The sequence below is a fragment of the Candidatus Villigracilis affinis genome (genome assembly GCF_016705895.1).
Lineage (GTDB): Bacteria > Chloroflexota > Anaerolineae > Anaerolineales > Villigracilaceae > Villigracilis > Villigracilis affinis.
The window spans coordinates 20,431-47,228 of the sequence record NZ_JADJKT010000014.1 but is presented as its reverse complement, the minus strand read 5'-3'; the positions used below and the strand labels follow the sequence as shown (position 1 = coordinate 47,228).

Annotated in this window: 24 protein-coding genes, 1 tRNA gene and 2 pseudogenes; 4 read left to right on the top strand and 23 right to left on the bottom strand. The window is 51.6% G+C overall.

From position 1 onward, the window contains the following. From IPI86_RS08150 to IPI86_RS08135, 4 genes and pseudogenes are all read right to left on the bottom strand, one after another. A pseudogene (locus IPI86_RS08150) lies at nt 1-453 on the bottom strand (hypothetical protein); the annotation flags it as partial. A 26-nt stretch (nt 454-479) separates the two neighbouring features. Further along, on the bottom strand, nt 480-689 hold the full coding sequence (locus IPI86_RS08145) for a hypothetical protein (protein ID WP_345297501.1): 210 nt from the start codon (nt 687-689) through the stop codon (nt 480-482). Between the two features lie 18 nt (nt 690-707). After that, entirely contained in the window at nt 708-1,094 is a 387-nt protein-coding gene (locus tag IPI86_RS08140) for a type II toxin-antitoxin system death-on-curing family toxin (protein ID WP_345297500.1), read from the bottom strand. After that, nucleotides 1,095-1,292 (bottom strand): DNA-binding protein, encoded by a 198-nt coding sequence (locus IPI86_RS08135; RefSeq protein WP_345297499.1) that lies wholly within the window; start codon nt 1,290-1,292, stop codon nt 1,095-1,097. It abuts the gene before it with no gap. A 61-nt stretch (nt 1,293-1,353) separates the two neighbouring features. Here IPI86_RS08135 and IPI86_RS08130 point away from each other — a divergent pair. Beyond that, a pseudogene (locus tag IPI86_RS08130) lies at nt 1,354-1,546 on the top strand (DUF5131 family protein); the annotation flags it as partial. A gap of 306 nt (nt 1,547-1,852) precedes the next feature. On the opposite strand, the gene IPI86_RS08125 reads toward IPI86_RS08130, so the two are convergent. The 12 genes from IPI86_RS08125 to IPI86_RS08070 form a co-directional block, all read right to left on the bottom strand. Beyond that, on the bottom strand, nt 1,853-3,778 hold the full coding sequence (locus IPI86_RS08125; RefSeq protein WP_345297498.1) for a hypothetical protein: 1,926 nt from the start codon (nt 3,776-3,778) through the stop codon (nt 1,853-1,855). A 235-nt stretch (nt 3,779-4,013) separates the two neighbouring features. Next, nucleotides 4,014-4,880: a formylglycine-generating enzyme family protein gene (locus IPI86_RS08120; protein WP_345297497.1), complete on the bottom strand. Its 867-nt coding sequence runs from the start codon at nt 4,878-4,880 to the stop codon at nt 4,014-4,016. A 43-nt stretch (nt 4,881-4,923) separates the two neighbouring features. Continuing rightward, nucleotides 4,924-6,639, bottom strand: coding sequence for a bifunctional serine/threonine-protein kinase/formylglycine-generating enzyme family protein (locus IPI86_RS08115; protein WP_345297496.1), 1,716 nt, complete (start codon nt 6,637-6,639; stop codon nt 4,924-4,926). A gap of 192 nt (nt 6,640-6,831) precedes the next feature. Next, the gene (locus IPI86_RS08110) at nt 6,832-8,661 is read right to left on the bottom strand and encodes a bifunctional serine/threonine-protein kinase/formylglycine-generating enzyme family protein (RefSeq protein WP_345297502.1); all 1,830 of its coding nucleotides are present in this window, start codon (nt 8,659-8,661) and stop codon (nt 6,832-6,834) included. 16 nt (nt 8,662-8,677) lie between these two features. Continuing rightward, entirely contained in the window at nt 8,678-8,818 is a 141-nt protein-coding gene (locus tag IPI86_RS08105; protein ID WP_345297495.1) for a hypothetical protein, read from the bottom strand. A gap of 191 nt (nt 8,819-9,009) precedes the next feature. Then, the gene (locus tag IPI86_RS08100; RefSeq protein WP_345297494.1) at nt 9,010-11,034 is read right to left on the bottom strand and encodes a cyanophycinase; all 2,025 of its coding nucleotides are present in this window, start codon (nt 11,032-11,034) and stop codon (nt 9,010-9,012) included. A 93-nt stretch (nt 11,035-11,127) separates the two neighbouring features. Then, entirely contained in the window at nt 11,128-12,051 is a 924-nt protein-coding gene (locus IPI86_RS08095; RefSeq protein ID WP_345297493.1) for an ABC transporter permease, read from the bottom strand. Between the two features lie 2 nt (nt 12,052-12,053). Then, nucleotides 12,054-13,025 carry an ABC transporter permease gene (locus IPI86_RS08090; RefSeq protein ID WP_345297492.1) on the bottom strand — a complete coding sequence of 324 codons (972 nt, stop codon included), beginning with the start codon at nt 13,023-13,025 and terminating at the stop codon, nt 12,054-12,056. Between the two features lie 161 nt (nt 13,026-13,186). Beyond that, nucleotides 13,187-14,926, bottom strand: coding sequence for a peptide ABC transporter substrate-binding protein (locus tag IPI86_RS08085; protein ID WP_345297491.1), 1,740 nt, complete (start codon nt 14,924-14,926; stop codon nt 13,187-13,189). Between the two features lie 30 nt (nt 14,927-14,956). Further along, nucleotides 14,957-15,769 carry a cyanophycinase gene (locus tag IPI86_RS08080; RefSeq protein ID WP_345297490.1) on the bottom strand — a complete coding sequence of 271 codons (813 nt, stop codon included), beginning with the start codon at nt 15,767-15,769 and terminating at the stop codon, nt 14,957-14,959. Further along, nucleotides 15,766-16,443 (bottom strand): GntR family transcriptional regulator, encoded by a 678-nt coding sequence (locus IPI86_RS08075; RefSeq protein WP_345297489.1) that lies wholly within the window; start codon nt 16,441-16,443, stop codon nt 15,766-15,768. The genes IPI86_RS08080 and IPI86_RS08075 overlap by 4 nt, the downstream gene beginning before the upstream one ends. Nucleotides 16,444-16,591: 148 nt before the next feature. Beyond that, the gene (locus IPI86_RS08070; RefSeq protein WP_345297488.1) at nt 16,592-17,395 is read right to left on the bottom strand and encodes a class I SAM-dependent methyltransferase; all 804 of its coding nucleotides are present in this window, start codon (nt 17,393-17,395) and stop codon (nt 16,592-16,594) included. Nucleotides 17,396-17,522: 127 nt separating this feature from the next. On the opposite strand from IPI86_RS08070, the gene IPI86_RS08065 reads away from it, so the two are divergent. From IPI86_RS08065 to IPI86_RS08055, 3 genes are read left to right on the top strand one after another with little or no spacing between them, the layout of a single operon-like run. Continuing rightward, nucleotides 17,523-18,674, top strand: coding sequence for an NAD(P)/FAD-dependent oxidoreductase (locus IPI86_RS08065; RefSeq protein WP_345297487.1), 1,152 nt, complete (start codon nt 17,523-17,525; stop codon nt 18,672-18,674). Continuing rightward, nucleotides 18,671-19,783, top strand: coding sequence for an acyltransferase (locus tag IPI86_RS08060; protein ID WP_345297486.1), 1,113 nt, complete (start codon nt 18,671-18,673; stop codon nt 19,781-19,783). Before IPI86_RS08065 ends, IPI86_RS08060 begins: the two co-directional genes overlap by 4 nt. Before the next feature lie 60 nt (nt 19,784-19,843). Continuing rightward, a complete protein-coding gene (locus tag IPI86_RS08055) occupies nt 19,844-20,617 on the top strand; it encodes a PHP domain-containing protein (RefSeq protein WP_345297485.1) in 774 nt (257 codons plus the stop codon). 35 nt (nt 20,618-20,652) lie between these two features. Here the strand turns inward: IPI86_RS08055 and recO are convergent, their stop codons facing one another. From recO to IPI86_RS08020, 7 genes are all read right to left on the bottom strand, one after another. Continuing rightward, nucleotides 20,653-21,411, bottom strand: coding sequence for a DNA repair protein RecO (gene recO / locus IPI86_RS08050; protein ID WP_345297484.1), 759 nt, complete (start codon nt 21,409-21,411; stop codon nt 20,653-20,655). Between the two features lie 23 nt (nt 21,412-21,434). Then, nucleotides 21,435-21,839 carry a cytidine deaminase gene (cdd, locus tag IPI86_RS08045; RefSeq protein WP_345297483.1) on the bottom strand — a complete coding sequence of 135 codons (405 nt, stop codon included), beginning with the start codon at nt 21,837-21,839 and terminating at the stop codon, nt 21,435-21,437. A gap of 63 nt (nt 21,840-21,902) precedes the next feature. Beyond that, nucleotides 21,903-23,273, bottom strand: coding sequence for a bifunctional UDP-N-acetylglucosamine diphosphorylase/glucosamine-1-phosphate N-acetyltransferase GlmU (gene glmU, locus IPI86_RS08040; protein ID WP_345297482.1), 1,371 nt, complete (start codon nt 23,271-23,273; stop codon nt 21,903-21,905). Between the two features lie 168 nt (nt 23,274-23,441). Continuing rightward, nucleotides 23,442-23,515: transfer RNA gene (locus IPI86_RS08035), tRNA-Gln, on the bottom strand. 28 nt (nt 23,516-23,543) lie between these two features. Continuing rightward, on the bottom strand, nt 23,544-24,644 hold the full coding sequence (locus IPI86_RS08030; protein WP_345297481.1) for a response regulator: 1,101 nt from the start codon (nt 24,642-24,644) through the stop codon (nt 23,544-23,546). 7 nt (nt 24,645-24,651) lie between these two features. Further along, nucleotides 24,652-25,644, bottom strand: coding sequence for an ABC transporter ATP-binding protein (locus tag IPI86_RS08025; protein WP_345297480.1), 993 nt, complete (start codon nt 25,642-25,644; stop codon nt 24,652-24,654). An 83-nt stretch (nt 25,645-25,727) separates the two neighbouring features. Next, nucleotides 25,728-26,759 (bottom strand): ABC transporter ATP-binding protein, encoded by a 1,032-nt coding sequence (locus IPI86_RS08020; protein ID WP_345297479.1) that lies wholly within the window; start codon nt 26,757-26,759, stop codon nt 25,728-25,730. Nucleotides 26,760-26,798: the final 39 nt, after the last annotated feature.

Here is a 26,798-nt window from a genome sequence, read left to right as displayed (position 1 = left end):
TCTGATTCGAGCTTCAACTGCATAATCAACCCAGCTTAAAGTTTGGTTGTTAACATACCAGATATCTGGAGGATTTGTAAGCCCAGAGGCTGAAGCATAATAATTTCCTTCTGGTTCTTGCACTATAGTCCAATTAGGTCCTTTTGCCTTTCTCATGCCCGCTTGCCAGGAGAACCATCCATCAGCTTTATTATCTTCAAAATCTTCCTGTAAAAGAATGTTGTCCAAAGGAATGGCTGTAAAAGTCGGAGTCAAAGTTGGAATTTCAGTTTTTGTGGGAATTGGAGGCGACTTCGTTGGCGTTTGACTTGGCTCACTTGTTTTGGATGGAGTAACAGTTAATGTTGGAAGTGCTGTTTGCGTTCTCGAAATTGCCGTCTGGATCGCACCTTCCGATGGCGCACAACTCGCTAAAACGATGATGAAAAAAAGTACCACATTGAACTGTTTCATAGCGGTCTCCTAACAAACATTATTCTTCAAGGTAATCCGCGGATTCCTAATTCCCAATCCTGCCCTGGGAGGAGATTGGCTTTGTCGAGCCACGCGTAGCGGTCCACGCCGTCTTGGGTTAGGCGGGCGTAAAGTCCGCGCATATCATCCCCTTGTGGGACGGGGTCACGGTCCGCGTGGGCGTACCCTACGGGCATGATATGGCAGAGAAAGACTTTGAGGGGGCGTTTGTCCATAAGGATGAAGGATGAAACTTAGGACAGGTCAACAACGTGATTTTTTAGCCATTCAGTAAAAGTATTTCGGTCAATTTTCCCAGAAGCAACACCAAGAATAAGGTCAACTTGTTCATCCACGTTTGCGGATATTTCATAACTGTTGAACATGAGAAAAGATTCCATTGCGGCATGACCTGCGCGTTTATTACCGTCAATAAATGGATGATTTTGAATCAAGGAAAATCCAAGCGCAGAGGCTTTTTCCACAATCGTTGGATATAACTCGTCACCGTTAAAAGTCATGCGCGGTTGGGCAACTGCCGATTCCAACGCGCCGAGATCACGAATTCCCACTCCGCCGCCTGATTGCCTCATCACTTGGCTGTAAATTTCTAATACTTCTCCCACCGTCAAGTACCGCATTTATGCCAGCCGTTTGTATAACTCTGCGTTTTTGGTCAAAACCCGTTCCACTACTTTTTGAAAATCGTCCAGCGGACGGGTCAATAATTCTTCCAAACTGGCGCGTACTAATTCTTCAGGGGCAATGCGAAAACGTTCTGCAAGTTCTTGCAGTTTCTTCACTCGTTCATCGGGTAATGTAATGGTAAATGTGGTCATAAGTTACCTGCTTTCTCTTGTGAACAAATTATACAACCGAAAATGAGTGATGCCTTGTTTTTTGGGCGGCGAATCTGAGCCAGGGGCACGTCCGCTTGACCCAGTGTGGGTGACGGATATTCGTGATCAATGCCTGCGGGCTAAAAGTCCCATTTTTCTTTAAACAATGGGGCGGCGTGCAAAAGAAGAAAGCAGGCAGAGTCCTTGAAGGCAGAACGTGGGATGAGATGCCAGTCAACTTGGTGAGAGCGTAAATGAAAAGCCAGTCCGCTGCGGGGCTGGCTTTTTTGTCACCTCAACTTGTCTGACAAAGCGTGAAACAGTCCTCTGATCCTATATCCATCCCCTATCCATCCTCTATCCCAATGTTTCATGGCACAGGTGACGGATATTCGAGATCAATGCCTGCGTTCAGAATGTGGGATGAGATGCGAGTCAACCTGGTGAGAGCGTAAATGAAAAGACGATAGACCGTTGATCTTGGCCTATCGTCCATTGCTGGATTTGCGCTTCATGCGGCGGCGGGAGTTGGTTCTATTTCGAGGATATTTAATCCGCGCCTACGGGATTCCCCACACACTAATCGTGCCATTCGTTGAAACCGCAATCAAACTCTTTCCATCCTCAGAAAAATACAACAGTTGAAATCCGTTTTTATTTGGGTATTTGCCGTTCACTTCGCCGATCTGTTCGCCCGTTTCAGAGTCATAGAACCTGATCACGTTGTCACCCACCGATGCGGCGATCATTGAACTGTCCGGAGAGAAGGCCGCATAATATTCTGATATTCTATAAAGTTCTTTTCCGTCTGGAATCGAGTATACGGTGGCAACACGAGCATCCGGATTCAAAGAATACGTGAACAGTATTTTGCTGTTATCAGGGGAAATCGCCACGGGGAAAAAGCCCGGTTTATATTGTGAATATTCCGAGGCAGGGATCTTTATTGTCATTACACTTTTCTGTGTTTGGATCTCCCACAGACTGGCAACCCCTTCAAGCCCAGACCACGAGAAAACAAATTTCCCATCGGGCGAAATAGTCAGGCTGTGTGTGCCATCAGGTTGAAATGGATTGGAGTTAGGCGCCCAAACCTTGATACTGGGCAGGGCGGTTCCGTCGTCTGCATTCCAAACCCTGACAAAACTGCTGAAAGCATTACCGACCAACAGTAAATGATCAGACGCAGAGTAAACAGACACCAATCCATAGAGTTCCTTTTCATCCACCTGAGCCATGCTCTTTATGAATTGATTCCTGTTATCGGAAATATCCCACACATAAGTACGGCCCTCAAGTACAGTTATCAAGGATTGTCCGTCAGCAGAGAAAAACACATTGGTGACGGGCTGGTAATCAGGATGCCCATATTTCCCATCTTCCTGTTTATCAAGAAGGCTGCCCGCCTTTCCGTTAATAAAATTGACCCTCTTTCCATCAAGCAAGTCAACAATAAATACTATATTTTTATTGGTGTAGGCTATTTTGTTTTCCTTCACAGCTACGCCCAATCCCGCATCTGTCCCGAAACGATATTGGTCGTAAAAGAAATCACCTGATATAAAAGTATCCGGAAGCGTACTGATCACCTTGCCGCTCAAAACATCCCAAATGGATATCCTTCCATTACTTTCAACAAGCAGTCTGGTTCCATCAGGTGAAAATGAAAGGAAACGAACCGGGCCTTCCGTTTCCAAGGTCAGGGTATCGGAAAATCCCTCTCCACTCCTTAAAATGATTTTTCCATCGAATTGTCCTGTCGCCGCAATCTTTTGATCTTTCGAGACATCCAAAGCAGAATAATAATCACCGGCAAAGGAATAGCTGCCATCTTCCGCGACATCATAGGTATAAGCCACCCCGCCAAAGGCGGCAAGAATTTCATAGGATGTTCCATCACGTAGTTCCACGTCCGTTCCAGACTTAACAACAATTGTGTTTCTTTCAGAAAGAGACTCAACAGATATCCAGTCGAGTCTATCGACATAAAAAGAACCGATCTCGCTGCTGTCGACAGCGCTGATCACACGAACTAAAAATTGCCTTTTTTGGCGTCCAAATTCATCTACACTGAGGCCTGAGTCTTCCACATTGAAATATATTTTCGCCTTATCCTCTGTAAAAAGCGCACTCCCATCTTCAACACGCTGGAGCGAAGCATATTCATAAACATTTCGTCCCAAAGATGTATCCACAGAAAATTGGCTGCCATCATCAGACCAGTCAACTTTTGTTACAAATCCTTTTCCCCACACAGCCAATTCTGTCAATTGAGGAAGATTGTCTTTCGAAATCACAGAATCACCAGGGTTTACGGTTCCCCCATCCTGAACTGGAAATTCAGGAGTCAGCGGAACGTTTGGCAGAGAAGTAGACACTGGGGAAACAGCAGTGGCCGTTTCAGTATTAATTGCAACAGCAGGTGCAAGGTTGGAACAAGATACAGTTGCGAGCACGATGAATAAGATCACAGATAAGTGCTTCATTGTTTTCTCCTGAATTGTTTCTTGAAAATCAAGGATACAGAGCTTTGTGAATTTCCATTTCCTAATCCCGCCCCGGGAGGAATTTGGCCCTGTCGAGCCAGGCGCAGCGGTCTACGAAGAGTTTTGGTTCGATTTCCCGGCTTTGAAATTATACGACCGAAAACAAACGCATTGTAAATCTAACGAAAGCGTAAACGAAAAGCCAGTCCGCTACGGGGCTGGCTTTTCTACTTTATTAAACCGAAATGGCACAACGAAACCCGATCGCACTTTCAGACAGATCGGGACCGATCCAACTGCGATAGAAGGTTCTTTGATCGTTCGGCCCTTCACTCCACGCACCGCCGCGGATCACCCGGCTGCCGCCTCTTGTCAAATCCTCCCGTCCATCCGTTGCATCGTAAGGATAAGGCTTATTCAAACTGCTCGTCCATTCGAAAACATTTCCCGCCATGTCATACAGGCCGTAGGGGCTTTGTCCGCTTTCATAATGACCTACTTCTGAAGTTTCTCCTGTGCAAAAGACATCATAATCGGGATCACCATCGTAATTGGCTTGATCGCAACTGATCCCCTCTCCCCATGGATAGGTCCGTGCATCTGTGCCACGGGCGGCTTTTTCCCATTCCGCTTCCGTGGGCAGGCGCGCTCCACGCCACATTCCACAATATGTCTGTGCCATGTACCAATCCACGTAGATCACTGGAAAATTATCGTACTGGGAATTGCCATAATAACTGGAGCGAAAATCCGATCGAGGATAATGCGGAGGGACGCATACGCCCGCCAGCACACAGCTTTCGTAAAGCGCATTGGTTACCTCATATTTATCCATATAAAATGCGTCAAGGGATATGGTATGCGAGTTGTCGCCACTCCCCATTATAAAAATCCCCGCAGGCACAAGGCGCATGGAAACCCCTTTTGTGTCTGTGGTCTCAACTGGCAATTCGGCTTCTATATCTGATACGAGGGGTGATGGCGATGACAAATTTTGAAAATCTGGATTCCCTGTAATTCCCCGATCAATATCATCTCTCCAAAAAAGCATGACAACCGCCAACAGCACAATGGCTCCAATGACGGTTGTCTTTTTACTCATGTGTCATTCTCAAATGTCAACGGATAATTTCCGATACTGACTGCTACGGCCCATCACTTGCACAGCGAAAACCGAAACTCAAAAAGACATCGGTGGGTTTGACGCCGAGGCGGGCGCTGGTACGGAGCAGGTACTCATGCTGATTCCAACCGCCGCCGCGCAGTACACGGCGATCTCCCGTGTCGGCTCCGGAAGGGTTATCCGTTTCTGAAGCATCGTATGTTGGGGAATACCAATCGGCCACCCATTCCCAAACATTGCCCGCCATATTGTATGCGCCGTATGGGCTGAGACTGCCCGCATAATTGTTGAAAGGCTGGGTATCGCCGACGCAATTCAAATAATTCGCCTGATTGCAATCGATCCCCTCACCCCACGGGTAGGTCCGCGCATCGATGCCGCGCGCTGCCTTTTCCCATTGTGCTTCGGTGGGCAGTTGAGCATCGCGCCATTCGCAGTAAGTATTGGCCATCTCCCAATCCACATACACCACAGGATGATCCTTATACTCCGGGTTATCGTAATTCGTTACATCCTGCGGCGGCTTACAGTTGCCATCGGTCACGCAAATCTTATAATCTGAATTGGTGACCTCGTATTTATCAATATAAAACTCATCCAGATACACAGTGTGAACGGGTCTTTCATCGTCATCGCCGTTATCACTACCCATTACGAAATCACCCTCAGGCACCAGCACCATCTGCGCATTTTGTGAATCCGTTATCTCGGCGGCCAAAGGATCGGGTCTCATCATAAAAGCAATGACCAGGGCGATGACGACCACCGCAGCGACTCCACCCAAAGTGGCGATCTTCCAATTAAACGGAGGCAGCTTTCGGGTCGAAGAAGACGCGTCTTTCTTATCCGATAGTTGATCGGGCGATTCTGCGGCAGAATCGCCCATACGGATCGGTATCTTCGTCTCCGCATTGCTTAATAAATTTTCGATCTCTTTGATGAATTCCGTCAGGCTGGCATAGCGATTGGCAGGTTCACGAGACAACACCTTGAGCAAAAATCGCTCCACTGATTCAGGCAGGTGCGGCACGATCTCACGCGGAAAAAGCACCGGCTCGGTCACCTGCATCAGGAAGACGCCGCCCGGGGTATCGGCTGTATATGGCCTGCGCCCGGTGACCATTTCATACAAAATGACTCCCAACGAATACATATCCGCTTGTGGGCCGGTCTTTCCCGTCCACTGCTCAGGCGCCATGTATTCGGGCGTTCCCATGGCCATGCCGGAAGCGGTTAGCGCCGCGCCTTCATTTTGAAATAATTTGGCGATCCCAAAATCGGAAAGGGTGGGCATGCCGTGTTCGGCGAGAAGAATGTTCGAGGGTTTGATGTCGCGATGAATGATCTCGCGATTATGGGCATATTCAACCCCGCGCGCAACAGGCAGGATCAAATGCATGGCATCCTGCCATGACATGGGTTCCCCGATCCTTTGCTTGAGTGTGCCTCCGGGCAGATATTCCATCACCAGGAAAGGCGAGCCTTCAAATTCCCCATAATCCAGCACTTTGACAATGTTCGGGTGCGACAACCGCGCCAGAGATTTTGCCTCGCGCTCAAAACGCTTGAGCGCATCATTCAGAACTTCCGGCGGGAAGGCTTCATGCCGAATGACCTTGACCGCCACTTCACGCTCAAGGCGGGTGTCGTAGGCTTTATACACAGTGGCCATGCCGCCCTGCCCCAACAGGTCGAGGATCTTGTAACGGTCGATGTGTTGTCCGATAAGATTTTCCATTGTAAGTAAGATTTCTCTTCAACTATAAAGATATGGAGCTTCCATTCCGGTTACAGGTCATCTCAAAATATCACCCGGAGCGAGATGCTATTTTTGAGTCGGGTTTTAGTTTTCCAACAGATAACAATAGCATTATACGCTGACTTTGTTTCAGCAGACATGACATCCCAATCCCTAAAAAGTGCGGTCTGCTTATGGGGTTGTGCTGCGGGCACAGCGAAAACCGTAATATCCATATTGAGCAAGGGACGGCACCACATCCCAGCTGCGCAGGGAGGAATGCATCGAACTGGAAACATTGCTCCATGAACCGCCGCGGAGCGCACGGTACTGACCCGTTTCAGGCCCCAATGGATTGAGCGATGGGGAGATGCTGTAATAATCCTCCTGATACCAGTCGCTGATCCATTCCCAAACATTGCCAGCCATATCGTATACGCCATACGGGCTCTTTCCGCTTTCGTAATATCCAACAGGCGATGTGTCGCCAAAGTAATCGTTGTAATCCTTGTTCGCCCAATCCAGCGGACAATTCGAATCGCAGAAATTTACCCGAGTCCCGTCGAATTCATTTCCCCATGGGTATATCAGCCCGTTTGTACCGCGTGCAGCTTTTTCCCACTCTGCTTCGGTGGGCAGGCGGGCGCCGCGCCATTCACAATAGACTTTGCCATCTGCCCAACTGACATGAATCACAGGGTAGTCATCAAACTCTGCGAGGCCATAATACTCATCACGGGTGAATGAACTGGTGGGAGATGGCGCATTGCAAACATCCGCCGCCACACATTCGGCATAGCGAGAATTTGTCACTTCATATAAATCAATGTAGTAATCATCCAATGTGACCAAATGCTGGGGGGTTTCATTCGTAAACCACCAGAGTTCACATTGTCCATTGGTATCCTTCTCACAATTTGCGAAGTCTTGCTCCACCCGTTCCTGGAGCGACCCCATCAAAAACGACCCAGCCGGAATCAGCGCCATCGGGACACCTTTTTCATCTGTGATCTGCGCGGGCAGGGGAATCGAAGTGGGAGGCGGTGTTTCCGAAGGAAGGATGGGGGTCTGCGTATCCAATGGTACAGGTGTTGAAGTTACAGCAGGCGATGTCAACGTGGCCGCGAGTCTTTCTGGTGAATTCCTTAGTCGCAAGAACATCAAAAAGAGAACTGCCGCCGCAGTAAAACAGAGCAGGCCCGCAACCGCTCCCCACCCCAACATACCCCAGCGCGAATCCTGACGAGGGGATTGGGCGGGTTGTTGATGGGTCGGGGTAGCGAGATGTAGACCGTCTCGAGTTGTATTCGTTTCAGGCTGCGGGAAAATCAACTGTGTGGGTTGTTCCGCAAGCAGTTTTTTCATGACAGCGGCAAATTCATCCATACTTTGGTAACGGTTATCGGGATGTTTTGCCAGCGCTTTGAGCAGAACCTTTTCCACCTCATCGGGCAAATTCGGCACGAACTGCCGCGGGTGCGGCAGGGGCTCGCTATTATGTTTGAGCAGTACAGCCATCGGTGTATCTGCCAAAAAAGGCTGACGCCCCGTCACCATTTCATATAAAACAATACCGAGGGCATAAATATCGGCGCGGTGATCAACAGTCTTGGAGGTGACTTGTTCAGGGGCCATGTATTCCGGTGTGCCGATCATCATGCTTGTGCCAGTCAGTTCTTGCGTATTTTCAAGGTCGAGGATTTTGGCGATGCCAAAATCAGCCATCATGGGCTGTCCACGCTGGGTAAGCAGAATATTGGATGGCTTCACATCACGATGGATCATGTTCTGGCTGTGGGCATAATCCAGGGCTTCGGCAATCGGCAAAAGCAACTGGAATGATTCCTGCCAGGAAGTGGGTTTCCCCAATTTCTTTTTCAGCGTGCCGCCAGGCAAATAGGGCATGACCAGATATGGCATGCCTTCAAATTCTCCGTAATCAATGACTTTGACGATGTTGGGATGGAGCAGGCGGGCGAGCAGTTTGGCTTCACGCTCAAACCGTTTGAGTGCATGGTCCAGTACGCTTGGAAGAATGTTATCTGTTCGAATGACCTTTAACAGCTACATCGGTTTCGAGGCGGGTATCGTAGGCTTTGTAGACGATGGCCATGCCGCCTTCGCCCAGTTGCTCAATGATGTGATAACGTCCAAGAGACTTTCCCGTTAGATCGGGCATAACCACCTCTGACCAAATGAAACCAGTATCTTCACAACATGCTGTTCACATGGGTATTTCTTCAGCCGTATCCCTCCCATGCCGTTGTGACATTTAAATTATAAGTCAGATTCCACCATTTCCGCAGCAAGCAAAACATAAAAAAAACAGCCAGCCTGTGATGGGCTGGCTGTTCGGTAGCTCATTTGATTCTATTTACGCTTCCAGAAATACAGCAGGGCGGCGGCAATGGCAACGACCACAGCGATGGTCCACAGCGGGAAGGCGGCGGGCTTTGGAGTTGTTGCGTATTCCATTGCGGTGGGGCTGGTCGGCACGATGGAGGGAGTGGCGATCGCGGGCTGTGTGGGCGTGGCGGCCACTGTTGCAGTGGCGGTCGGTTCCTGGGTCGGCAGAACAGGTGTCGGCGCTGGGTCGAAGCGAGCGTTGACGTCGGCGATTTCCGCTTGAATGGATTCGCCCGGGGCGAAGATATCGAGCATCCCATTATTGATCACAAAGCCGTCGTTCGTACCGAGCTGCAGTTTTGCCTTACGTAGGTCGAGGATGAAAATACCGTTGAGGCCAAGAGCGGTCGCGCCGTTTTCATCGAGCATAATGGCGGTGTCTTTGTTGACGCCGATGGCAATGAATTCGGGATGATTGTAGGCCAGCGAGAACAGACGACCAAAACGCAAGTCGGCCAGCAACTGCGGCTCGATGGTGATGTTAAGGAAACCAAGGCCGGGTGCCATTTTGGTGCGTCCCTGCCAGAAGGATTTTTGTGTGGCGAGTTCCTGCAGTTCAGAATCATCGGGTGTGGGTTCGTGGTTGGAATAGAACGCGCCGAGGACAGGCGTGACGGCGTTATCGGCCATGACGGGTTTGCCCGCCAGCCAGAAATCCTTGAGCGGCGCGAGCGCTTCCACCTTGACCTTGGAAGTGTCTTTGCCTACGACAAGCACGGCGGTGACATCATCAGGGATGACGATGGGCTCATCACCGACCACCAGCGATTGAACCTGCACGCCGAGTCCTTCAGTATATTTCTTGATGGCGGTCTCAGCAGAGCGCGATGACGGATACCCCGTTGCAACGATGAGAATATTTTCGCCCGCCACTGCCTTGAATTTTTCGAGAATGGCACTGCCTTTGAGTGTATCGAGTTGATCGCCGCCGAGGAAAAGCGGACCTGCGCCAGCAGGCAGAGTCAATGCATCGAATTCACGTTCGAGCACATCAGGCGGGTTGCCAAGCGATGAGGTGCGGGTCTTGAGGTCGTAGGTGACATCGCCCGGGGAAAGCAGGTTCAAAACGATATTGCGGACACTGATCAACGGCGGGCGGGTTTCACTGAATTCGACATATTTCACGCCGTCGGCGGAGTGATAAGTTTCCGCATCCAGAACGGTGACGGTGTATAGGCCAAAGACATCGCGCAGAACTTCGCTGTCTGAAACGACGCCGGTGTAGGCATCGACGCCCACACCCACATGCGGCATGCCGGGTTGGGTGATGACGTTGACCAGGCGTCCCATGCGGGCACGTTGGAAGAAGTGCTGATCGAGAACGGCGTTTTGAATGCTGAAGGAAAATCCGTGCTTTTCCTCGGTATTCCAGAGTTTCAATGCGCCTGCCTGAAGTCCGTCATCGGTGGCATAGCCGATATTCAATGAGGCGATCATGATCTTGGATTGCATCGCTGCCCCGGCGCTTGTGCCCGCGATGATGGTGCCCATTTCATGCAACTGATTAATGCGCTCTTCCACGGGCGTGTTGATGATGGCGCCCATGCCGGTCTCCTGGTCACCGCCGAGGATGAAGATCATCGAAACGTCATCAGTGAAATAGGCAAGGTTATCGGGGTTGTTGGAGTCTTCCTGGGTGAAGATGGGCAGGAGTTCCACTTTGCAGGTGAGCGTGGAGCCTTCGGGGATGTTACGCTGGCAGGCGCCATCGGTCTGCAGGCGGCGTTCCTCGGCATCTTTTAGATTTTGGGCACGCTCCCCTTCTGAAATATGTTCCGCATCGGTGGAATAGGGAGAGGCCAGCACAAGAATATGAACCATGTCACCTTTGGCGTTGGCAACCGCGTGCTGTGCCATGGCGGTATATGTATCGGTGTAGCCTGCTCCAATGGGCAGAAGCAGGCCTGGGGCAGTCTGAGCCGAAGTGCCGCTTAATGGCAGAAACAACAGGGCCAGTAAAATGCTCAAGATCATGAATTTTGATTTCATTGGAAATCTCCCTACTTTTATTTTGACTTTATGTTCTTAAAATCGTTCCCGCTCTGTCATCGAAACTAACCTCCGATGGAGCGGGAACACGAATTATTTCTTTACAGAATGACGCGGGTCGAGTGCATCGCGCAGGCCATCGCCGAGGTAGTTGATGGCAATGACAACGATGAAGATCATCAGTCCGGGGAAGATGGCGGTCCACGGGGCGGTGGTCATCTGGCTTTGCGTATTAGAGAGCATATTGCCCCACGTAGGAGTGGGAAGTTGAACACCGAAACCGAGATATGACAAACCCGATTCGCTGATGATGGCACCTGCCAATCCCAGTGTGGCAGAGACGATGATGGGGCTGGCGATGTTCGGGAGAATTCGCAAAAAAAGGATGCGTGCATCGGAGCCGCCCAAAGCACGACAGGCATGTACGAATTCACGTTCGCGCAATTCAAGCGTGGAGGCGCGCACGAGACGGGCAGTACCCATCCATGAAAGTGCGCCGATGACAAGCGAGATCGGCAGGAAGGAACCTGCTTTCAAACTGGGCAGGTCGAGCGTACGCAGGAACATACCCAAAGCGATCAACACGAACAGGCTTGGAATGGACATGAAGATCTCGGTCAACCGCATAAGAAAGCCGTCGATCCAGCCGCCATAATAACCAGAGACAAGCCCGATGGTCGAACCAAGGAGAATTGCAATTCCCATGGCAAGCATGCCCACGCTCAAAGAGATGCGTCCGCCATACATGACGCGCGAGAACATATCACGCCCGAGATCGTCGGTGCCCATCCAATGCTGGCTGGATGGCGGCTGAAAACGGTTGAGCAAATCCTGTGTCATGGGGTCGTAATCGGAAACCAGCGGTGCAAACACGATCAGGATGAGAATCAAGATCGTCACCACCCCGCCGATGAGGGCCATGGTGTGTTTGCGAAAACGCAGCCAATAGAACATGAACAGGGATTGTTCACGCAGGGTCTTTGGACGTTCGGAGGAAAAGGGGGAAGTCGTTGCCATGGTTACGATAACCGAATGCGCGGATCAAGTGCCGCGTAGATAAAGTCCACGAGCAGATTCGAGCCGATGATGAGCGCGGATTCGATCATCAGGACCGCCATCACCAGCGGATAATCGGTCTTGAGCGCGGCGGTGAAATACAGCCGCCCGATGCCCGGCCATGCGAAAATGGTCTCAGTGAACAACGCGCCACCGAACAGCGACGGCAGGTCGAGCGCGACCAAAGTCACCAGCGGAATGATGGCATTGCGTAAAGCGTGGCGATAAATGACAAGGCGTTCTTTTAATCCCTTGGCACGCGCCGTGCGGACGTAATCTTCATGAATAACATCGAGCATAGAGGAGCGCAGATAACGCATATACCCTGCCGCTGAAACAAAGGTCAGCATAGAAACGGGCAGGATGAGATGCTTAATGCGGTCGGCAATCGAAAACGGTTCACCGAGTGTGTACATGCCTGAGCCCGGTAGAAGCGGTTTTCCATTTCCACCTTTCAAGGTGACAGCAAACACGATAATGAGCAAAAGTCCGAACCAGAATACGGGCAGAGATTGTCCCGCAAAAGCAACCGTAGTCATAATGTGGTCGAACCACGTATATTGTTTCACCGCCGATATAATGCCCAATGGAATGGCGACCAGCAAAGTGGTCACCAACATGATACCCATCAGAAGCAGGGTGTTCGGCAGACGATCTGCAATTTCCTGCAGCACGGGTCGTTTTGTTGTAAATGAATTCCCCATGTCACCCTGAAGCATAGCGGTCAACCACTTGAAATAACGCACAGGAATGGGATCGTCCAACCCAAATTTCGCGCGGATGCGTGCCAGGTCTTCCTGTGTAAAATCCGACCGTTCCGTGTAAGCGCTCATGAATCCGCCGGGCACGGAGGAGATCAGGCCGTACAGGATCATGCTGATGACGATCAGGGTGAATAGGGATTGCAAAACACGACGGGTGAAATAAATGGCCATAATGATGACTTAACCCAGATTGCTGCTTTCTTATTCAAAAAGACGCCAGGTCTCTTTGTTGAAAAAATACCGTGTGGGGATTACAGGGCAAAATTATACTTTTCAAAAACTTGAAAGATTGCCCCTCCTCTAAAAAGAGGAGGGGCAAAAATAAACCTGGCTTACTGTCCCATCCACCAGTTGGCGGAATCCCAAGCGAAGTCCACGAAGGTCGGGGAAATCTTCAAACCGTGGAATTCGTTGCGGTGTCCCATGATGGAAAGGCGTTCGTACAGGTAAATGCGCGGCAGGTCTGTGTTGATCTGCTCGACAACCTGGCAATACAGTTCCTTGCGTTTGGCGGTATCGGTGATGGTGGCAGCTTCATCGAGCCAGGCATCCACATCGGCGTTGATGTAGCGGGCGAAGTTGGCACCGGAGCCTTCATTGTCCGCAGTGGGGATCTGCGAGCTGTGGAAGCTTGAGTACAGGTGGCTGTCCGGGTCGGTGGACGGGCCGGTGGTATACATCACGAGATCGTAAGTACCATGATCGCGCATGCCGTCACTTTCCCAACTTGCAAACAACACATCGGAGGGAACGTTCTCGATGACGAGTTCGATGCCGGCGGCCTTGAGCATTTCAGCCAACACCTGCTCGGTCTGTTCGCGCAACTGGTTGCCAGTGGTGGTGGCGATCTTCAAGCTCATGCGTACGCCATCCTTCTCGCGGATGCCATCTGCGCCGACGACCCAGCCAGCCTCATCGAGAAGTGCATTGGCTTTTTCGAGGCTAAATTCGCTGACAGGCTGCGGGCAGCCGAAAGTTCCAACAGGAACCGCACTGTTACCAGCCTTCACGTTGCCATAGAGCAGCGTGTCGACGATCTGCTGCTTATTGATCGCAAGCTGCATCGCCTGACGCACGCTCAAGTCGAACAGGATCGGGTGCGGAGCGGTGGCGGGGTCGGCAGGAGCGGTGCCATCACTGGCTCCGAGATTCAAAGAGAGTAATTCATTTTCGCCGGTCACGGTGGAAACGAACGAAACACCCTGTGAGGAAAGCTGCTCAAGCTCGGGGAAGTTGGCTTCTGTCAAATCCCATAAAGCGTGGATTTCGCCAGTGCCGAGCAACTGCATACCCACTTCGCGGGAAGGTAGGATCTTGATGATCACACTATCGAGATAGGGCTTGCCTTCTTCACGGTACAGCGGATTGCGGCTGAATGTGAGGTGATCGCCGGGTTCCCATTCGGTCAGGATGAACGGGCCGGTGCCCACCGGGTTGCGGTTGAGGTCCCAGGTTTCCATGTCTTCCAACGCGCCAGCGGTATCGGGCACAGTGTAGGAAAACAGGCGCAGGTACGGAGCGTACACTTCGCCAAAGGTAGCCACCACAGTATAGGGATCGGGGCATTCAAGGGTTTCGATATCGCGGTAGCCGGAAGCGCTCACCTGTGAAAGGTCAGAAAGAGCGCCTTCCATTGTGAAACGCACATCATCGCAGTTGAAATCGGAACCGTCAGACCACTTCACGCCTTCGAGCAGTTTCCAGGTCACAACGAGACCGTCTTCAGAAACGGTCGGCAATTCTTTCGCCAACACGGGCACATATTCACCCTTTTCGTTGACAGATACAAGTCCCTCGCCAAACAATGACACGACAGCATCTTCGATGGAAGAGGAAGTCAGCAGCGTGTTCATCATGCCGGGTTCCTGCGGAGTGCCGATGATCACGGTGCCGCCGCTAACGGGGGCATTCGGGTCAACAACTGGCGCTTCCGTGGCGGCAGGCGCATCGGTTGCGGCGGGTTCACTCGTGGCAGGTTCAGCCACAGCTTCAGTGGCAGCAGGACCGCCGCAGGCAGACAACACGAACGATGCAACGAACAGCAATACCAAAACAGTCTTCAAAAACTTCATATTCTTCTCCTTTTTTGATCTATGCTCCAACTAATCCACCAGGAGCTTTTTTTTCGGGAGGGACGCTTTTCGCGTCCGCCCGTCGAACACACTGTTATGGGTCAACACATGCACAAGCAGATTTGAAACCGCAACCGCGCCGCCATGTTCGATCTCGGCGACATCGGTATCGGTGATTTGGAGACCGTCCACGATCGTGACCGCGCCCGAGCCTGCTACTGTCAAACGGGCATTATCTTCAACAATGGCGGCGGTGTCCTCATCGATGCCCACGCCAACGACACCGGGGTGCGAAGACACGGCATAGATCAGGCGACCCAATCGGTCACGCTGACGGAAATGCTGGTCGAAGATGAATTTATCGGTGAAACCAAGGCCCGCCGAAAACTGGATGATCCGCTCACGGGGAGTCGGACCGCCATTTCCGTAGGCGATCATTGTCTTTGAGAGGATCGATGCCCCGGCGCTGGTCCCGCCGACGATGCATCCTCGTCGATAAGCCACATGGATCTCGGCTTCGAGAGCCGTTCCGCCCATCACGGCGGCGATCCGCATTTGGGTTCCACCTGAGAAAAAGATCCCGCTGGCTTTGCGAATCAATTTGATCTGTTCGGCTGTTCCCGCCTCGGAACGCTGGCGGAATTCGAATGAGAGCGCTTCCTTTGCGCCAAAGGATTTGAACAGTTCCACATATTCGATACCCGTATCGCGCCGCGCCGAAGCCTGCGGCAGAATGACGATACGAGCCTTCTTCCCGCCCGCGCGGCGCAGGAACTCCTGCAGAACAGTGGGGTCTTTGCGTTCGTCGAGTGCACCGCCCATCGGCATCAATGTGGTGGTCATGAATTCGCCTTGAGGGAATCGATCAGGTTGCGCGCAGCAGAGAGGATGTGTTCCTTCATGGCTTCGCCGGCTCGTTTTGCATTACGGTTTTCCAGTGCATCCATGATGGCACGGTGTTCCATTTGGTCCTGCATATCACGCTGCGGAAGCGGCCGTTGTGCCGTCACAGCGAAGTTGCCGATCAACATGGTGGGGAAAGCCTCCCACATCTGGGTTAGGGTGCGGATCAAATACTCACGCCTGCTGATGAGGAAGATCGTTTCATGAAATTTGCGGTTAATTTTGCGATATTGGGCGATCTGTTCCGGAGGCAGCGATTCCATCTCGGTCACCATCAATTTCAGATCGGCAATTTCCCCTTCAGTAATATATTCCACGGCTTTTTCAGCCGCTCGGCCTTCGAGAAAGGCACGGTGTTCGTACAGGTCTTCGATGTCTTCCACCGAGAGCGCCACCACACGCACGCCGCGATAGGGCACATGTTCGATCAGGCCTTCGGCGGCCAATTCCTTGAGCGCCTCGCGGACCGGCATCTGGCTGACGCCCAATTCCTGTGCCACCCGCTCCTGGCGCAGCCATTCGCCTGGCTTGAAACGTCCGTCAAAAATGGCAGCCCGGATTTGGTCTGCGACAAGTTTTCGTAACTGGCGATGGGAGGGAAGTTCCTCAAGCATAGGCTTTTCCTTGATATTAGATATAATATCTAAGATAGCATATCAGAAAACAAGAGTCAAGCGCTCACCCGTTTTTTTAAGGTGACGTTTTGGCCTTAAAATCAAAAACCAGCCCAAAATGGGCTGGTTTTTGTAAATCAGAGGGGAATTAAGGCAGGTACTTTTTCATTTCAGGGTTCGAAGCCAAGCTTTCAGCCACCATTTCCCGTGTCCACACCCCCATTCGCCGCACGGTGAAACCCGGAATCCAATCGTCGATATAGAGAACGGGCTTGCATAGGTTGAACGGCGGCAATTCCAAATTAAGCTGACGCGCACCACCGGTCACAATATCGGCATTCGCGGTGCAATCGGTGTGAATGGAGGTGAAAATATATTCGATATCACTGCGCAGAAAATTCGCCAGCGTCTTGAAGATATCTGCATACGAAAAATGGAACAGACAATCGCGGCACATCCACATATCGGCCTGGGGTAGCGCATCCGCGATCACATCAAGAGAAATGAAACTCGTGCCCGCATCCCCGAACCGCACCTGATTCTGCCTGACCAATTCCTCCACAATATCCCCGCCGATATATTCCATTCCAGCAGGGCGCTGTACCGCCTGAAACCAGTTGTAGTCGCCGCAGGGGGCATCTAAAAATTTTCGAACCTTGAACCGCTCCACCAGCAATGGGATTTCCTTGCGCACATTCTCGGTATATTCAAGGGTTGAGCCTGCGCCCGAAACGCTTTCCTTGTTTCCCCAAAAATTATTGAAATAATAATCCGTGAAAACGCTCTTTGGGTCGGCGGGCTGGGTCGGCGGGTTTTCCTTCACCATAGCAACAGGCGCAGGCTGAGGTTTTCTTCTCTTTTCGATGATCCACGCCACAATCCGCTCGCCGTTCGGAAAAAGCAGGATGATCTTTTTTATCAAAGCCTTGATCGCAGTTGCAAGATTGGTCATTTTCATTCCTTGAAGCCGTTTTAAATTCAAATTGCGTGCCCATTATATATCCCTTTCCAGTTGATTTTGTGGGAAAATTACAGAATACGATTCACAAACGATCTCAACCTTAATTTATCAATATGCCATGACCCAGCACGATATCCTAATCATCGGCGGTGGTCCCAGCGGACTCTCCACCGCATTACATCTCAAAAAGATCGACCCGCATCTTGCGACCCGCATCCTGATCCTCGAAAAGGAGCAGTATCCGCGCTTCAAGTTGTGCGCAGGCGGACTCGTCATCGACGCGGAGATCATCCTGCAGCGCCTCGGCCTCGACTCAAGTGAAGTACCGCACGTGGACGTTGACAAGGTGCATTTCGATTTCATGGGCAGCGGATTGCAAGTCCGCGTGCCGAACAGACACGCCCTGCGCGTCATCCGCCGCAACGAGTTTGATGCATGGCTCGCAAAGAAAACGCTCGAAGCAGGCATCGAGATCCGCGAAGGAATTTCCGTAAAAAACGTAATCCCCGACGGTGACGGTGTGACCGTTGAAACTGATCAGGGAAACTTTTTTGCCCAGGTCGTCATCGGCGCCGATGGCTCGAACGGCATAACACGTAGATGTATTTTGCCGAATGCGCCCATTTACACCGCGCGAGTCCTGGAAATCATCACACCCTTGGAACAAAACAGTACCGAGCCGCACAAACGCAACGATGCCTACTTCGATTTCTTTCCCGTTCCGGATAATATCGCAGGATACGTTTGGGACTTCCCCACCCAGATCAACGGCGAGGCAATGAGATGCTGGGGAATCTATGATACAAATCTGCTTGCAGATGAAAAGCGGCCTGCATTGAAGGAACCGCTCGCAAAGGAAATGGCGCGTCACGGCTTTGACCTGAGCCAGTACGAGATCAAAGGACATCCCATCCGCTGGTATGCGCCGCAGAATCAGATCTCGGTGCCGCGCGTATTGCTGGTGGGCGATGCCGCAGGCGCAGACCCGATCTTCGGCGAGGGCATCAGCATGGCGCTGGGATACGGCGCAATCGCGGCGCGCGAGATCAGCGAGTCGTTTCGGCGCAACGAATTTTCATTCAGTGGCTACAAGCGTCGGTTTGCGCGAAGCGGGCTCGGTCAGACTCTATTTGCGCGCTGGGCGATCACAAACATCATTTACCCCATCAAATGGAAATGGTTTCAGATCCTGCTGTGGAGAATCGCAAAACCCATCGTCCTCATCGTCGCATGGATATTTGTTTTGAATTGGAGTAAACGCATTAAATGATCCCAGGGCTGGACGGTTTACGGGCGGTGGCATTTCTGATCGTTTTCTTTTTTCACACACGCAACCTGCCCTTCGGCTGGATGGGCGTGCAGTTGTTCTTTGTGCTCTCTGGTTTTTTGATCACGGATATTTTGCTGCGCATGAAAGAGAAATTGCCGCAGCGGGAGTTCTTCATCAAGTTTTACGGGCGGCGATTCCTGCGCATCTTTCCCCTTTATTATTTTTATTTGATCCTGCTTGCCGCGCTGATCTTTTTATTACCATCCCTGAACCTGAGGACGTTGAATGTGGAACTCGGCAGGGGATTCTTGAATCAGATTTGGGTGGCGGCGGTGTACCTGTACGATTTCTTCCATGCCAGCGCATTTTTTGAAAGAAGCAGATTCTTTACTCACCTTTGGTCGCTTTCGGTGGAGGAGCAGTTCTATTTATTATGGCCGCTGCTCATTTTCCTCGTGCCGCGCGGAAAATTCAAACAGTTGTGTCTTACTGCCATCGGACTTGGTTTTCTCTTTCGTCTGGGCATTACATTGATTTACCGCGCGGAGGCATTCTCATTTTTATTGAACGACCCGCAACAGGCCGTGAATGTCCTGCCGTTTTCACATCTCGATGCGTTTGCCTTCGGCGCATATATTTCCCGTTTTGAAATCCCGCGTCCGCGTTTGCAGTTGCTTTTGCTGGCGATCTTCGTCCCCGCGCTTGGCCTGCTGACAGATTTTCTCTCGAAAGGTGTCGTCGTTGCATCGTCGCTGGGCTATGACCTTCCAATGACTGGCTTCTACAAGGAAGTATGGGGCTACACCCTTTTGAATTACCTTTTCGCGGTATTGATCTATTGCGTGGCGCGCACCGATTTCCTCACAGGCATTTTGGATGGAGCGCTTTTACGCTATCTGGGAAAGATTTCCTACGGACTGTATGTCTATCATTATGGGATCATTGCCCTGGCGGTCGCGATCTTCCGCGAATACGAACTCCCATACTCCGTGCGGTCGCCGCAAATGTTTATAGTCACGATGGGTGCAACAGTATTGATCGCCACGCTTAGTTTTTATCTTCTTGAAAAACCGATCATCGATTTGAAGGATAGACTTTTCCGCGTTTAAAAAAGATTATTGCCCGTTTCAAAATTTTTCACATATAATTCTTTCAGGAACAACATCGCCATGGGCACCGCAGACCTGCACATCCACAGCATCTACTCTCACGACGCCACAACCACCGTGCGCGCCATTCTCAAGCAGGCATCAGATGTCGGCTTGAACGTGATCGCCGTTACCGACCACGATGAAATTCGCGGCTCGCTCGAAGCCCGCGAACTCGCCCCAAAATATGGAATCGAAGCCATCCCCGGCGCAGAAGTCACCACCAAAGACGGGCATCTTGTCGCGCTGTTCGTCGATACTCTCCCCCCTTCCGGGCTGCCGCTCGTGGAAACCTTGATCCACATCGGCAAATTGGGCGGCGTTGCCATTGCCCCACACCCATTCAACAACCTGCCTGGCAGCCTTTCGATGGAAGCCGTGGTCAGTGCGCTTACCAATCCACGCGCCAAAAGCGTCCTCAAAGGCATGGAGACGCACAACATGGGCACTCAATCCTTCGACACGGTTGCGCAAAAACTTTCCATTTACCTGCCGCTGGCAAAGATCGCATCCAGCGACGCGCATATTTATTGGGCGGTTGGCGCAGGCCGCACGGAGTTTCCCGGCGAAACCGCAGCAGACCTCCGCGCCGCGCTCGAAAAAAACACAACTGTCCCCATTCCTTATCACGAAGAATTCTCCGCGAGGGCGATCTTAAGCTGGGTACGCCGCGTGACCCTGCGCAGGTTCGGCTATGCATCAGACAGCGTCTCGGCCACACAGCCGATCAATACCCAAAAGCTCACCGAGTCCTTTATTCAAAGGACAAAGAAGAAAAAGATCATCGACAAATAAAAAGATGGCCGCATGGCCATCTTTTTATTTGCACTTCATGACTTGATCCGCTTGATGAAGCCCGGCGTATTCAGCTCGCGCTCCAGCAAATAAGTGAAATAGCCCTGCATCAGGGCTTCCGCTTCCTTCTGGACCTCGGGACTGGGGTGTGCGCGAGAGGCATCTCTGTAACTTGATCTTTGGAAATGGCGCAAATACTTGAGCGTCTCCATGGAGATCTTCGCAAGGTTGGGCAGCCCCTGCCCGCACTGCGGACAAATCACACCGCCCGTCGCGAACGAGAAAAACTGATCTTCAGGCAGGATCTCGCGACCGCAATTTGCGCACTCGAACAACTGCGGTCGAAAGCCAACGATATCCAACAGCCGCATCTCATAATAACGGACCGAGAGCCAGGCTTCATCCTCTTTTTCGATCCGTCCCAATGTATCCACCAACAGTTTGAAGAGCGATGGATTCCCGCCTTCCTCTTCATAGGAAAAACGATATAGCAATTCAACGATATAGGCTGCGTACCCAGTTTTTATCAGGTTATCATGCAAAGGCAAAAAGGCATCCACGGTTTCCGCCTGGGTCACGATCAACAAGTCGCGGCCCTTTGCCAGTTGCACAGTGATATGCGTAAACGGCTGTAAATGCCCGGCCTTGCGCGATGTGATCTTGCGCGCGCCTTTCGCCAGTGCCTTCACCATTCCCTGCTCGCGTGTGTACAATGTAAGCAAACGGTCCGCCTCGCCCCAATCAGCATGGCGGACAACAACAGCAGAAGCGCGAAACGAACGGAATTCAGTCATGTAGGAAAAGGGTGTTTATAGCTTCACTGTAAATGTTTCGGAGTAAATGCCTCGGGCAATAACTCAGCCACGCTCATTTCTTTTTTCAAGTTTCCACTTCCATCTGCGATCAAAACGATGGTATCCAGCCCGAATTCAGCCATCACCTGCCTGCATCCACCGCAGGGAGAGCCGCCATTATTAGTAACCACCGCCACAACATCAAATTCGGTCTCGCCCTCTGACACCGCCTTGAAGATCGCCACGCGTTCTGCGCACATGGTATGAGGATACGCGGCATTCTCGACATTCACACCGGTATAGATTTTCCCCGTTTTCGTCCGCACTGCTGCGCCTACGGGATAATTCGAGTACGGGACGTATGCACGCTTGCGTATCTCAACAGCAGCTTGAATCAAAGTTCGTCGTTCGTCATTCGTTAGATTCATTTCTCACCTGTTTACGTGTATCTCTACTTCATTAGATTGCTCCAATGAAGCCAAATGGCTTTTCTACTTTTCAACCTTCTTTGTCTTTCGCTCCAACTTCCGAATGGCGCGTGCTGGCATCCCCACCACAAGTGTATCTTCTGAGACATCCTTTGTCACCACCGCGCCTGCACCAGTCCGGGCGCCTGCGCCGATCTTCAGCGGCGCAACCAGCATGGTATCGGAGCCGATGAAAACATCCTCGCCGATCTCGGTGGCATGCTTCTTTTCGCCGTCGTAATTACAGGTGATCGTGCCTGCACCGATGTTCGTATTTGCACCGATCTGGGCATTACCGATATACGAGAAATGTCCCATCTTCACACCTTCGGCAAGATATGAATCCTTCACTTCGCCAAAATTCCCCATGTGTACGTGATTCCCCAAATGAGCGCCCTTGCGCAAACGCGCGAACGGACCCATGTCAACATGATCGTCCAGCATAGCGCCTTCCAATACAGAAGCAAGCACCTTGCAGTAATTCCCGATCTTTGAATCACGGATGATCGTATTTGGTCCGATCACATTACCTTCACCAATCTCGGTTTTACCATGAAGGTAAGTATTCGGCATGATGACCGTATCCTTGCCGATGCTCACACCTGCTTCAATGTAGGTGGATGCGGGGTCGATCATCGTCACGCCATTCAACATGTGCTGCTGGTTAATTCTGCGGCGCATGGCAGCTTCTGCATCTGCGAGATGTATGCGCGTGTTAATGCCGATGGTCTCCTCGACGTCATTCATCACCGTAGCCTGCACCGGCAAACCAGCCCTGGATGCAAGTTCGACCGTATCGGTCAAATAGTATTCACCTTTTTTCGGATTCTTCGGGATGCGATGCAAGGCATCCCAAAGCCAGTTCGCATCGAAGCAATAGCCGCCCACGTTCAATTCTTTGACCTGTAACTGCTCGGGCGTCGCGACATATTCCTCTACGATGGCATCCACCGTGCCGTCTGCTTTGCGGATAATACGACCGAATCCACGCGGGTCATCCGCATGGACCGTCAGCATGGAGATCGGTCCTTTGTTATTCTTCTGCGTTTCAACCAGCGCCTGCAATGTTTCGCCGCGCAATAATGGCATGTCACTATAACAAACGACCACCAGATCGGTATTTCCCTTCAACAGGGCTTCAGCCTGCATCACAGCATGGCCCGTACCCAATTGCGGTTCCTGCAAAACGGTCTGCGCGGAATCGCCGAGATATTTTGTCACATCCTCCGCGCCATGGCCCACGACCACGATGGGTTTCTCGGTCGTGGACTTGCTGATGGCTTCCAAGGCATGCCAGATCAACGGTTTTCCTGTTACTGGATGTAAAACCTTGGGCAGGTTTGATTTCATGCGTGTTCCCTGCCCGGCGGCAAGGAGGACTGCAGTCACTTTCATGATGTCACCTCGATAAGAATATATGAAAACTGCCCTTCGACTACGCTCAGGACGGATGAGTTATAACGAAAATAGGACCTGCGCGAAAATATATTGCTCCGCGACAAATCCTATTTGAGAAAAGAAGCCCCGCATAAGCGGGATTGTACCCCGCGTGAGCGGGTAATGTGGCTGGGGCACCTGGATTCGAACCAAGATCCACAGCTCCAAAGGCTGGTGTGCTGCCATTGCACCATGCCCCAGTGCGGCCAAAATTGTATCACAAATTTTTTACTTTCCATCTCCGGGAAGGAGCCCCAGCTTGCGTGCTTCTTCAAGAGAAATGACTTCATTGCTGGTCGGTTTGCTGCCATGTTTTTCAGCCGCCTGACTCCAAAAATCATCCATGTCTGTTGACTTGCTTTGCTTGGCGGCCGCATCTTTTAGCAACGCTTCCATTTCAGGAGAGGGGGGAACTTCAGCGGGTTTCTCTGCCGGTTTGACAGAAGCAGGTATCGGGATGGTGGGAGCCGCTGCTGTCGCCAGAGGTACGGTCTTCGGGGAAATCGAATGCAGTTCGCCGGTCACACCGATCGAGCGCAGGGATCGTTCCACTTCCTTTCGCAGGGCAAGCAGGGCATTCACAGTTTCGAGGATACGATCTTCGTGAACAAGTCCTGTGCCTGCAACGAGCAGGGCGTACATCGGCGCAACAGGGATGAACAGCAGGTCGTTATCGCCGCCGCTGAAAATATGATACGAGGCCAGTTTTTCCTGATGATTATATTTTGCGACCTTGAGCCCTGCGGCATGGATTGCCATCAACGTGGAAATCAGCGAGACTTCCATGCTTTCATCGTGCAGTTTACCGGTGCGGGCCTGCACAAGGCCGCGATCATTCAACAGGAAGACCGCCTCGGCGTTTATATCCTGCCTGAAATTCGCCAGAAGATCAGACACTCTGGCATGCCGTTGTTCGGTTTTTTCATCGGAGGGTCGTTCGGGTGGGAAGATGGTTTGCACGAGGCCAAGGCCGCGTTCGACTACATCCAAAAAATCCGCAAGCGGAATCGGTTTATCGAAGATCGCCAGTGCCCCAGCGTTGAGCATTTCCTCGCGCACTTTGCGGTCGGTCATGCCGGTGATGAGGACGACTTTCGCTTCCGGATGGCGCGCGCGCACCTTGTGCATCAATTCCACGCCGCTCATGCCCGGCAATTTGTAATCCGTGACCAGCAGATCAACCCTGTGTCGTGCTGATTCGATCAAGGCTTCTTCGCCGGACGGGGTTTCAAATATTTTAAGACCCTGGATCTTTAACGTATCAAGCGTGGCATGCAAAAGACGCAAAATATCGCGCTGGTCATCCACAAGCAAAATATTGCGTTCCATGAGATTCCTACTTCACCATCCAACAGGCAACCCAGTGTCCGGAAACGGCTTCGCGGAATTCGGGTTCCTGTTCGGAACAGATCTTTTCCGCAATGGGGCAGCGCGGGTGGAAGCGACAACCCTTGGGCGGATTCAGTGGGCTGGGCACATCACCCTTGAGCACTTCACGCTGGCGCTTGAGCTTCGGGTCGGGGATCGGAATGGCGGACATCAACGCCTTGGTGTACGGATGCAGGGGATTCTTGAAAAGGTCATCACGGGAAGTGAGTTCCACCATCTTACCGAGGTACATCACCGCCACACGGTCAGAGATATGCTCCACCACGCTCAAATTGTGTGCGATGAACAGATAGGTAAGTCCAAATTCCTTTTGCAGGTCCTTCAAAATATTCAACACTTGTGATTGAATGGATACATCCAAGGCAGAGACGGGTTCATCACAAATAATAAAATTGGGACGGAGGGCAAGCGCACGCGCAATACCAATGCGCTGACGCTGACCGCCGGAGAATTCATGCGGATAACGGCGGGCGTGATAATCTTCGAGGCCGACCTTTTTGAGGGTCTCGATCATCAGGTCGTAGCGTTCCTGCGGTGAGCCGATCTTGTGGATATGCAGACCTTCCATCACCGATTCGCCGATGGGAACACGCGGATCCAAAGAAGCGTAGGGGTCTTGAAAAATGATTTGCATGTGGCGGCGCACATCCTTCAAATCATTGCCGCGCAGCTTCAACACATCCCTGCCGTCATATTGGACGGACCCGGAAGTCGGCTCCACCAGCCTGAGCATGGAACGCCCGATGGTGGTTTTTCCGCAGCCCGATTCACCCACCATGCCAAGGGTCTCCCCTTTCTTCACGGTAAACGAAACATCGTCCACGGCCTTCACCCAGTTTACGACGCGCTGCATCAAACCGGCGCGCACCGGAAAATATTTAACCAAATGTTCAACTTGTACGAGGTCTTCCGCTTTGTGTATTTCCGTAGTTTGACTCATGCTGATCGACTCCAGACGATTTTTACATAAAACTGGCAAATGAAACTTTAACTTGGAAGCGCCCCCGAAAAACCGCTCCGAAATTACCCCTGTTTTACCTTTAACGGTGCTTGATGATCTTTCGAGTTCTGATACAACCAGCAGCGCACTTTGTGACCGGGCGCAGAATCAGTCAGCTCGGGTTTCGTTTCTGTACAAATTTTCAAACCGAATTTTTCGCGTGCAGTACAGCGCGGCGCAAAGCGGCAACCAGCAGGCAGGTTCACCAGGTTCGGCACGGAGCCGGGAATCACATCGAGGCGTTCCTTGATCTGGCCAAGAATGGGGATCGAACCGATCAAACCCTGGGTGTAGGGATGCAGAGGCTGTTCGAAAAGTGAATTCACTTCGGCCTGTTCCACGATCTCACCCGCATACATCACCGCCACACGTTCCGCCATTTCAGCCACCACACCGAGATCGTGCGTGATCAAAATGACCGATGTTCCCATCTTTGTGCGCAAGTCACGCATCAGGTCGAGGATCTGGGCCTGGATGGTCACATCCAATGCAGTGGTCGGTTCATCGGCGATCAATAATTCGGGCACACATGCCAGCGCCATCGCGATCATCACACGCTGGGCCATACCGCCTGAAAGTTCATGCGGGTATGCTTCAGCGCGACGCTCAGCATCTGGGATGCCCACCATCTTCAGCAACTCCACAGCACGTTTCTTGCCAGCTTCCTTGCCAAGGGATTTGTGAATATTCAACACTTCAGCGATCTGATTATCGACCTTGAACACAGGGTTCAACGCGGTCTGCGGCTGCTGAAAGATCATTGAGATCTTGTTGCCGCGCATCTTTGTCATTTCATCTTCGGAAAGGCTTAACAGATTCTTGCCGTCCAGCAAAATTTCCCCTTCGGTGATCTTCCCAGGAGGCGCGATCAGGCGCATGATCGAAAGGGACGTGACACTCTTTCCACATCCTGATTCACCTACGATCCCCAGCACTTCCCCGGGATACACTTCAAAACTGATGCCATCCACGGCACTTACCACCCCGTCTTCGGTATAAAAATATGTCTTAAGATTGCGGACTTCCAACAAAGGCTTCTGGTCAGTTTTTGTCACAGCCTGCTCCTGATAATGAATTACGGCGATTATACTCGC

Excerpts from the sequence above, each read along its gene's own strand:
- IPI86_RS08145 (WP_345297501.1), bottom strand. The coding sequence starts at position 689 with ATGGACAAACGCCCCCTCAAAGTCTTTCTCTGCCATATCATGCCCGTA.
- IPI86_RS08140 (WP_345297500.1), bottom strand. The coding sequence starts at position 1,094 with ATGCGGTACTTGACGGTGGGAGAAGTATTAGAAATTTACAGCCAAGTG.
- IPI86_RS08135 (WP_345297499.1), bottom strand. The coding sequence starts at position 1,292 with ATGACCACATTTACCATTACATTACCCGATGAACGAGTGAAGAAACTG.
- IPI86_RS08125 (WP_345297498.1), bottom strand. The coding sequence starts at position 3,778 with ATGAAGCACTTATCTGTGATCTTATTCATCGTGCTCGCAACTGTATCT.
- IPI86_RS08120 (WP_345297497.1), bottom strand. The coding sequence starts at position 4,880 with ATGAGTAAAAAGACAACCGTCATTGGAGCCATTGTGCTGTTGGCGGTT.
- IPI86_RS08115 (WP_345297496.1), bottom strand. The coding sequence starts at position 6,639 with ATGGAAAATCTTATCGGACAACACATCGACCGTTACAAGATCCTCGAC.
- IPI86_RS08105 (WP_345297495.1), bottom strand. The coding sequence starts at position 8,818 with ATGCCCGATCTAACGGGAAAGTCTCTTGGACGTTATCACATCATTGAG.
- IPI86_RS08100 (WP_345297494.1), bottom strand. The coding sequence starts at position 11,034 with ATGAAATCAAAATTCATGATCTTGAGCATTTTACTGGCCCTGTTGTTT.
- IPI86_RS08095 (WP_345297493.1), bottom strand. The coding sequence starts at position 12,051 with ATGGCAACGACTTCCCCCTTTTCCTCCGAACGTCCAAAGACCCTGCGT.
- IPI86_RS08090 (WP_345297492.1), bottom strand. The coding sequence starts at position 13,025 with ATGGCCATTTATTTCACCCGTCGTGTTTTGCAATCCCTATTCACCCTG.
- IPI86_RS08085 (WP_345297491.1), bottom strand. The coding sequence starts at position 14,926 with ATGAAGTTTTTGAAGACTGTTTTGGTATTGCTGTTCGTTGCATCGTTC.
- IPI86_RS08080 (WP_345297490.1), bottom strand. The coding sequence starts at position 15,769 with ATGACCACCACATTGATGCCGATGGGCGGTGCACTCGACGAACGCAAA.
- IPI86_RS08075 (WP_345297489.1), bottom strand. The coding sequence starts at position 16,443 with ATGCTTGAGGAACTTCCCTCCCATCGCCAGTTACGAAAACTTGTCGCA.
- IPI86_RS08070 (WP_345297488.1), bottom strand. The coding sequence starts at position 17,395 with ATGACCAATCTTGCAACTGCGATCAAGGCTTTGATAAAAAAGATCATC.
- IPI86_RS08065 (WP_345297487.1), top strand. The coding sequence starts at position 17,523 with ATGACCCAGCACGATATCCTAATCATCGGCGGTGGTCCCAGCGGACTC.
- IPI86_RS08060 (WP_345297486.1), top strand. The coding sequence starts at position 18,671 with ATGATCCCAGGGCTGGACGGTTTACGGGCGGTGGCATTTCTGATCGTT.
- IPI86_RS08055 (WP_345297485.1), top strand. The coding sequence starts at position 19,844 with ATGGGCACCGCAGACCTGCACATCCACAGCATCTACTCTCACGACGCC.
- recO (WP_345297484.1), bottom strand. The coding sequence starts at position 21,411 with ATGACTGAATTCCGTTCGTTTCGCGCTTCTGCTGTTGTTGTCCGCCAT.
- cdd (WP_345297483.1), bottom strand. The coding sequence starts at position 21,839 with ATGAATCTAACGAATGACGAACGACGAACTTTGATTCAAGCTGCTGTT.
- glmU (WP_345297482.1), bottom strand. The coding sequence starts at position 23,273 with ATGAAAGTGACTGCAGTCCTCCTTGCCGCCGGGCAGGGAACACGCATG.
- IPI86_RS08030 (WP_345297481.1), bottom strand. The coding sequence starts at position 24,644 with ATGGAACGCAATATTTTGCTTGTGGATGACCAGCGCGATATTTTGCGT.
- IPI86_RS08025 (WP_345297480.1), bottom strand. The coding sequence starts at position 25,644 with ATGAGTCAAACTACGGAAATACACAAAGCGGAAGACCTCGTACAAGTT.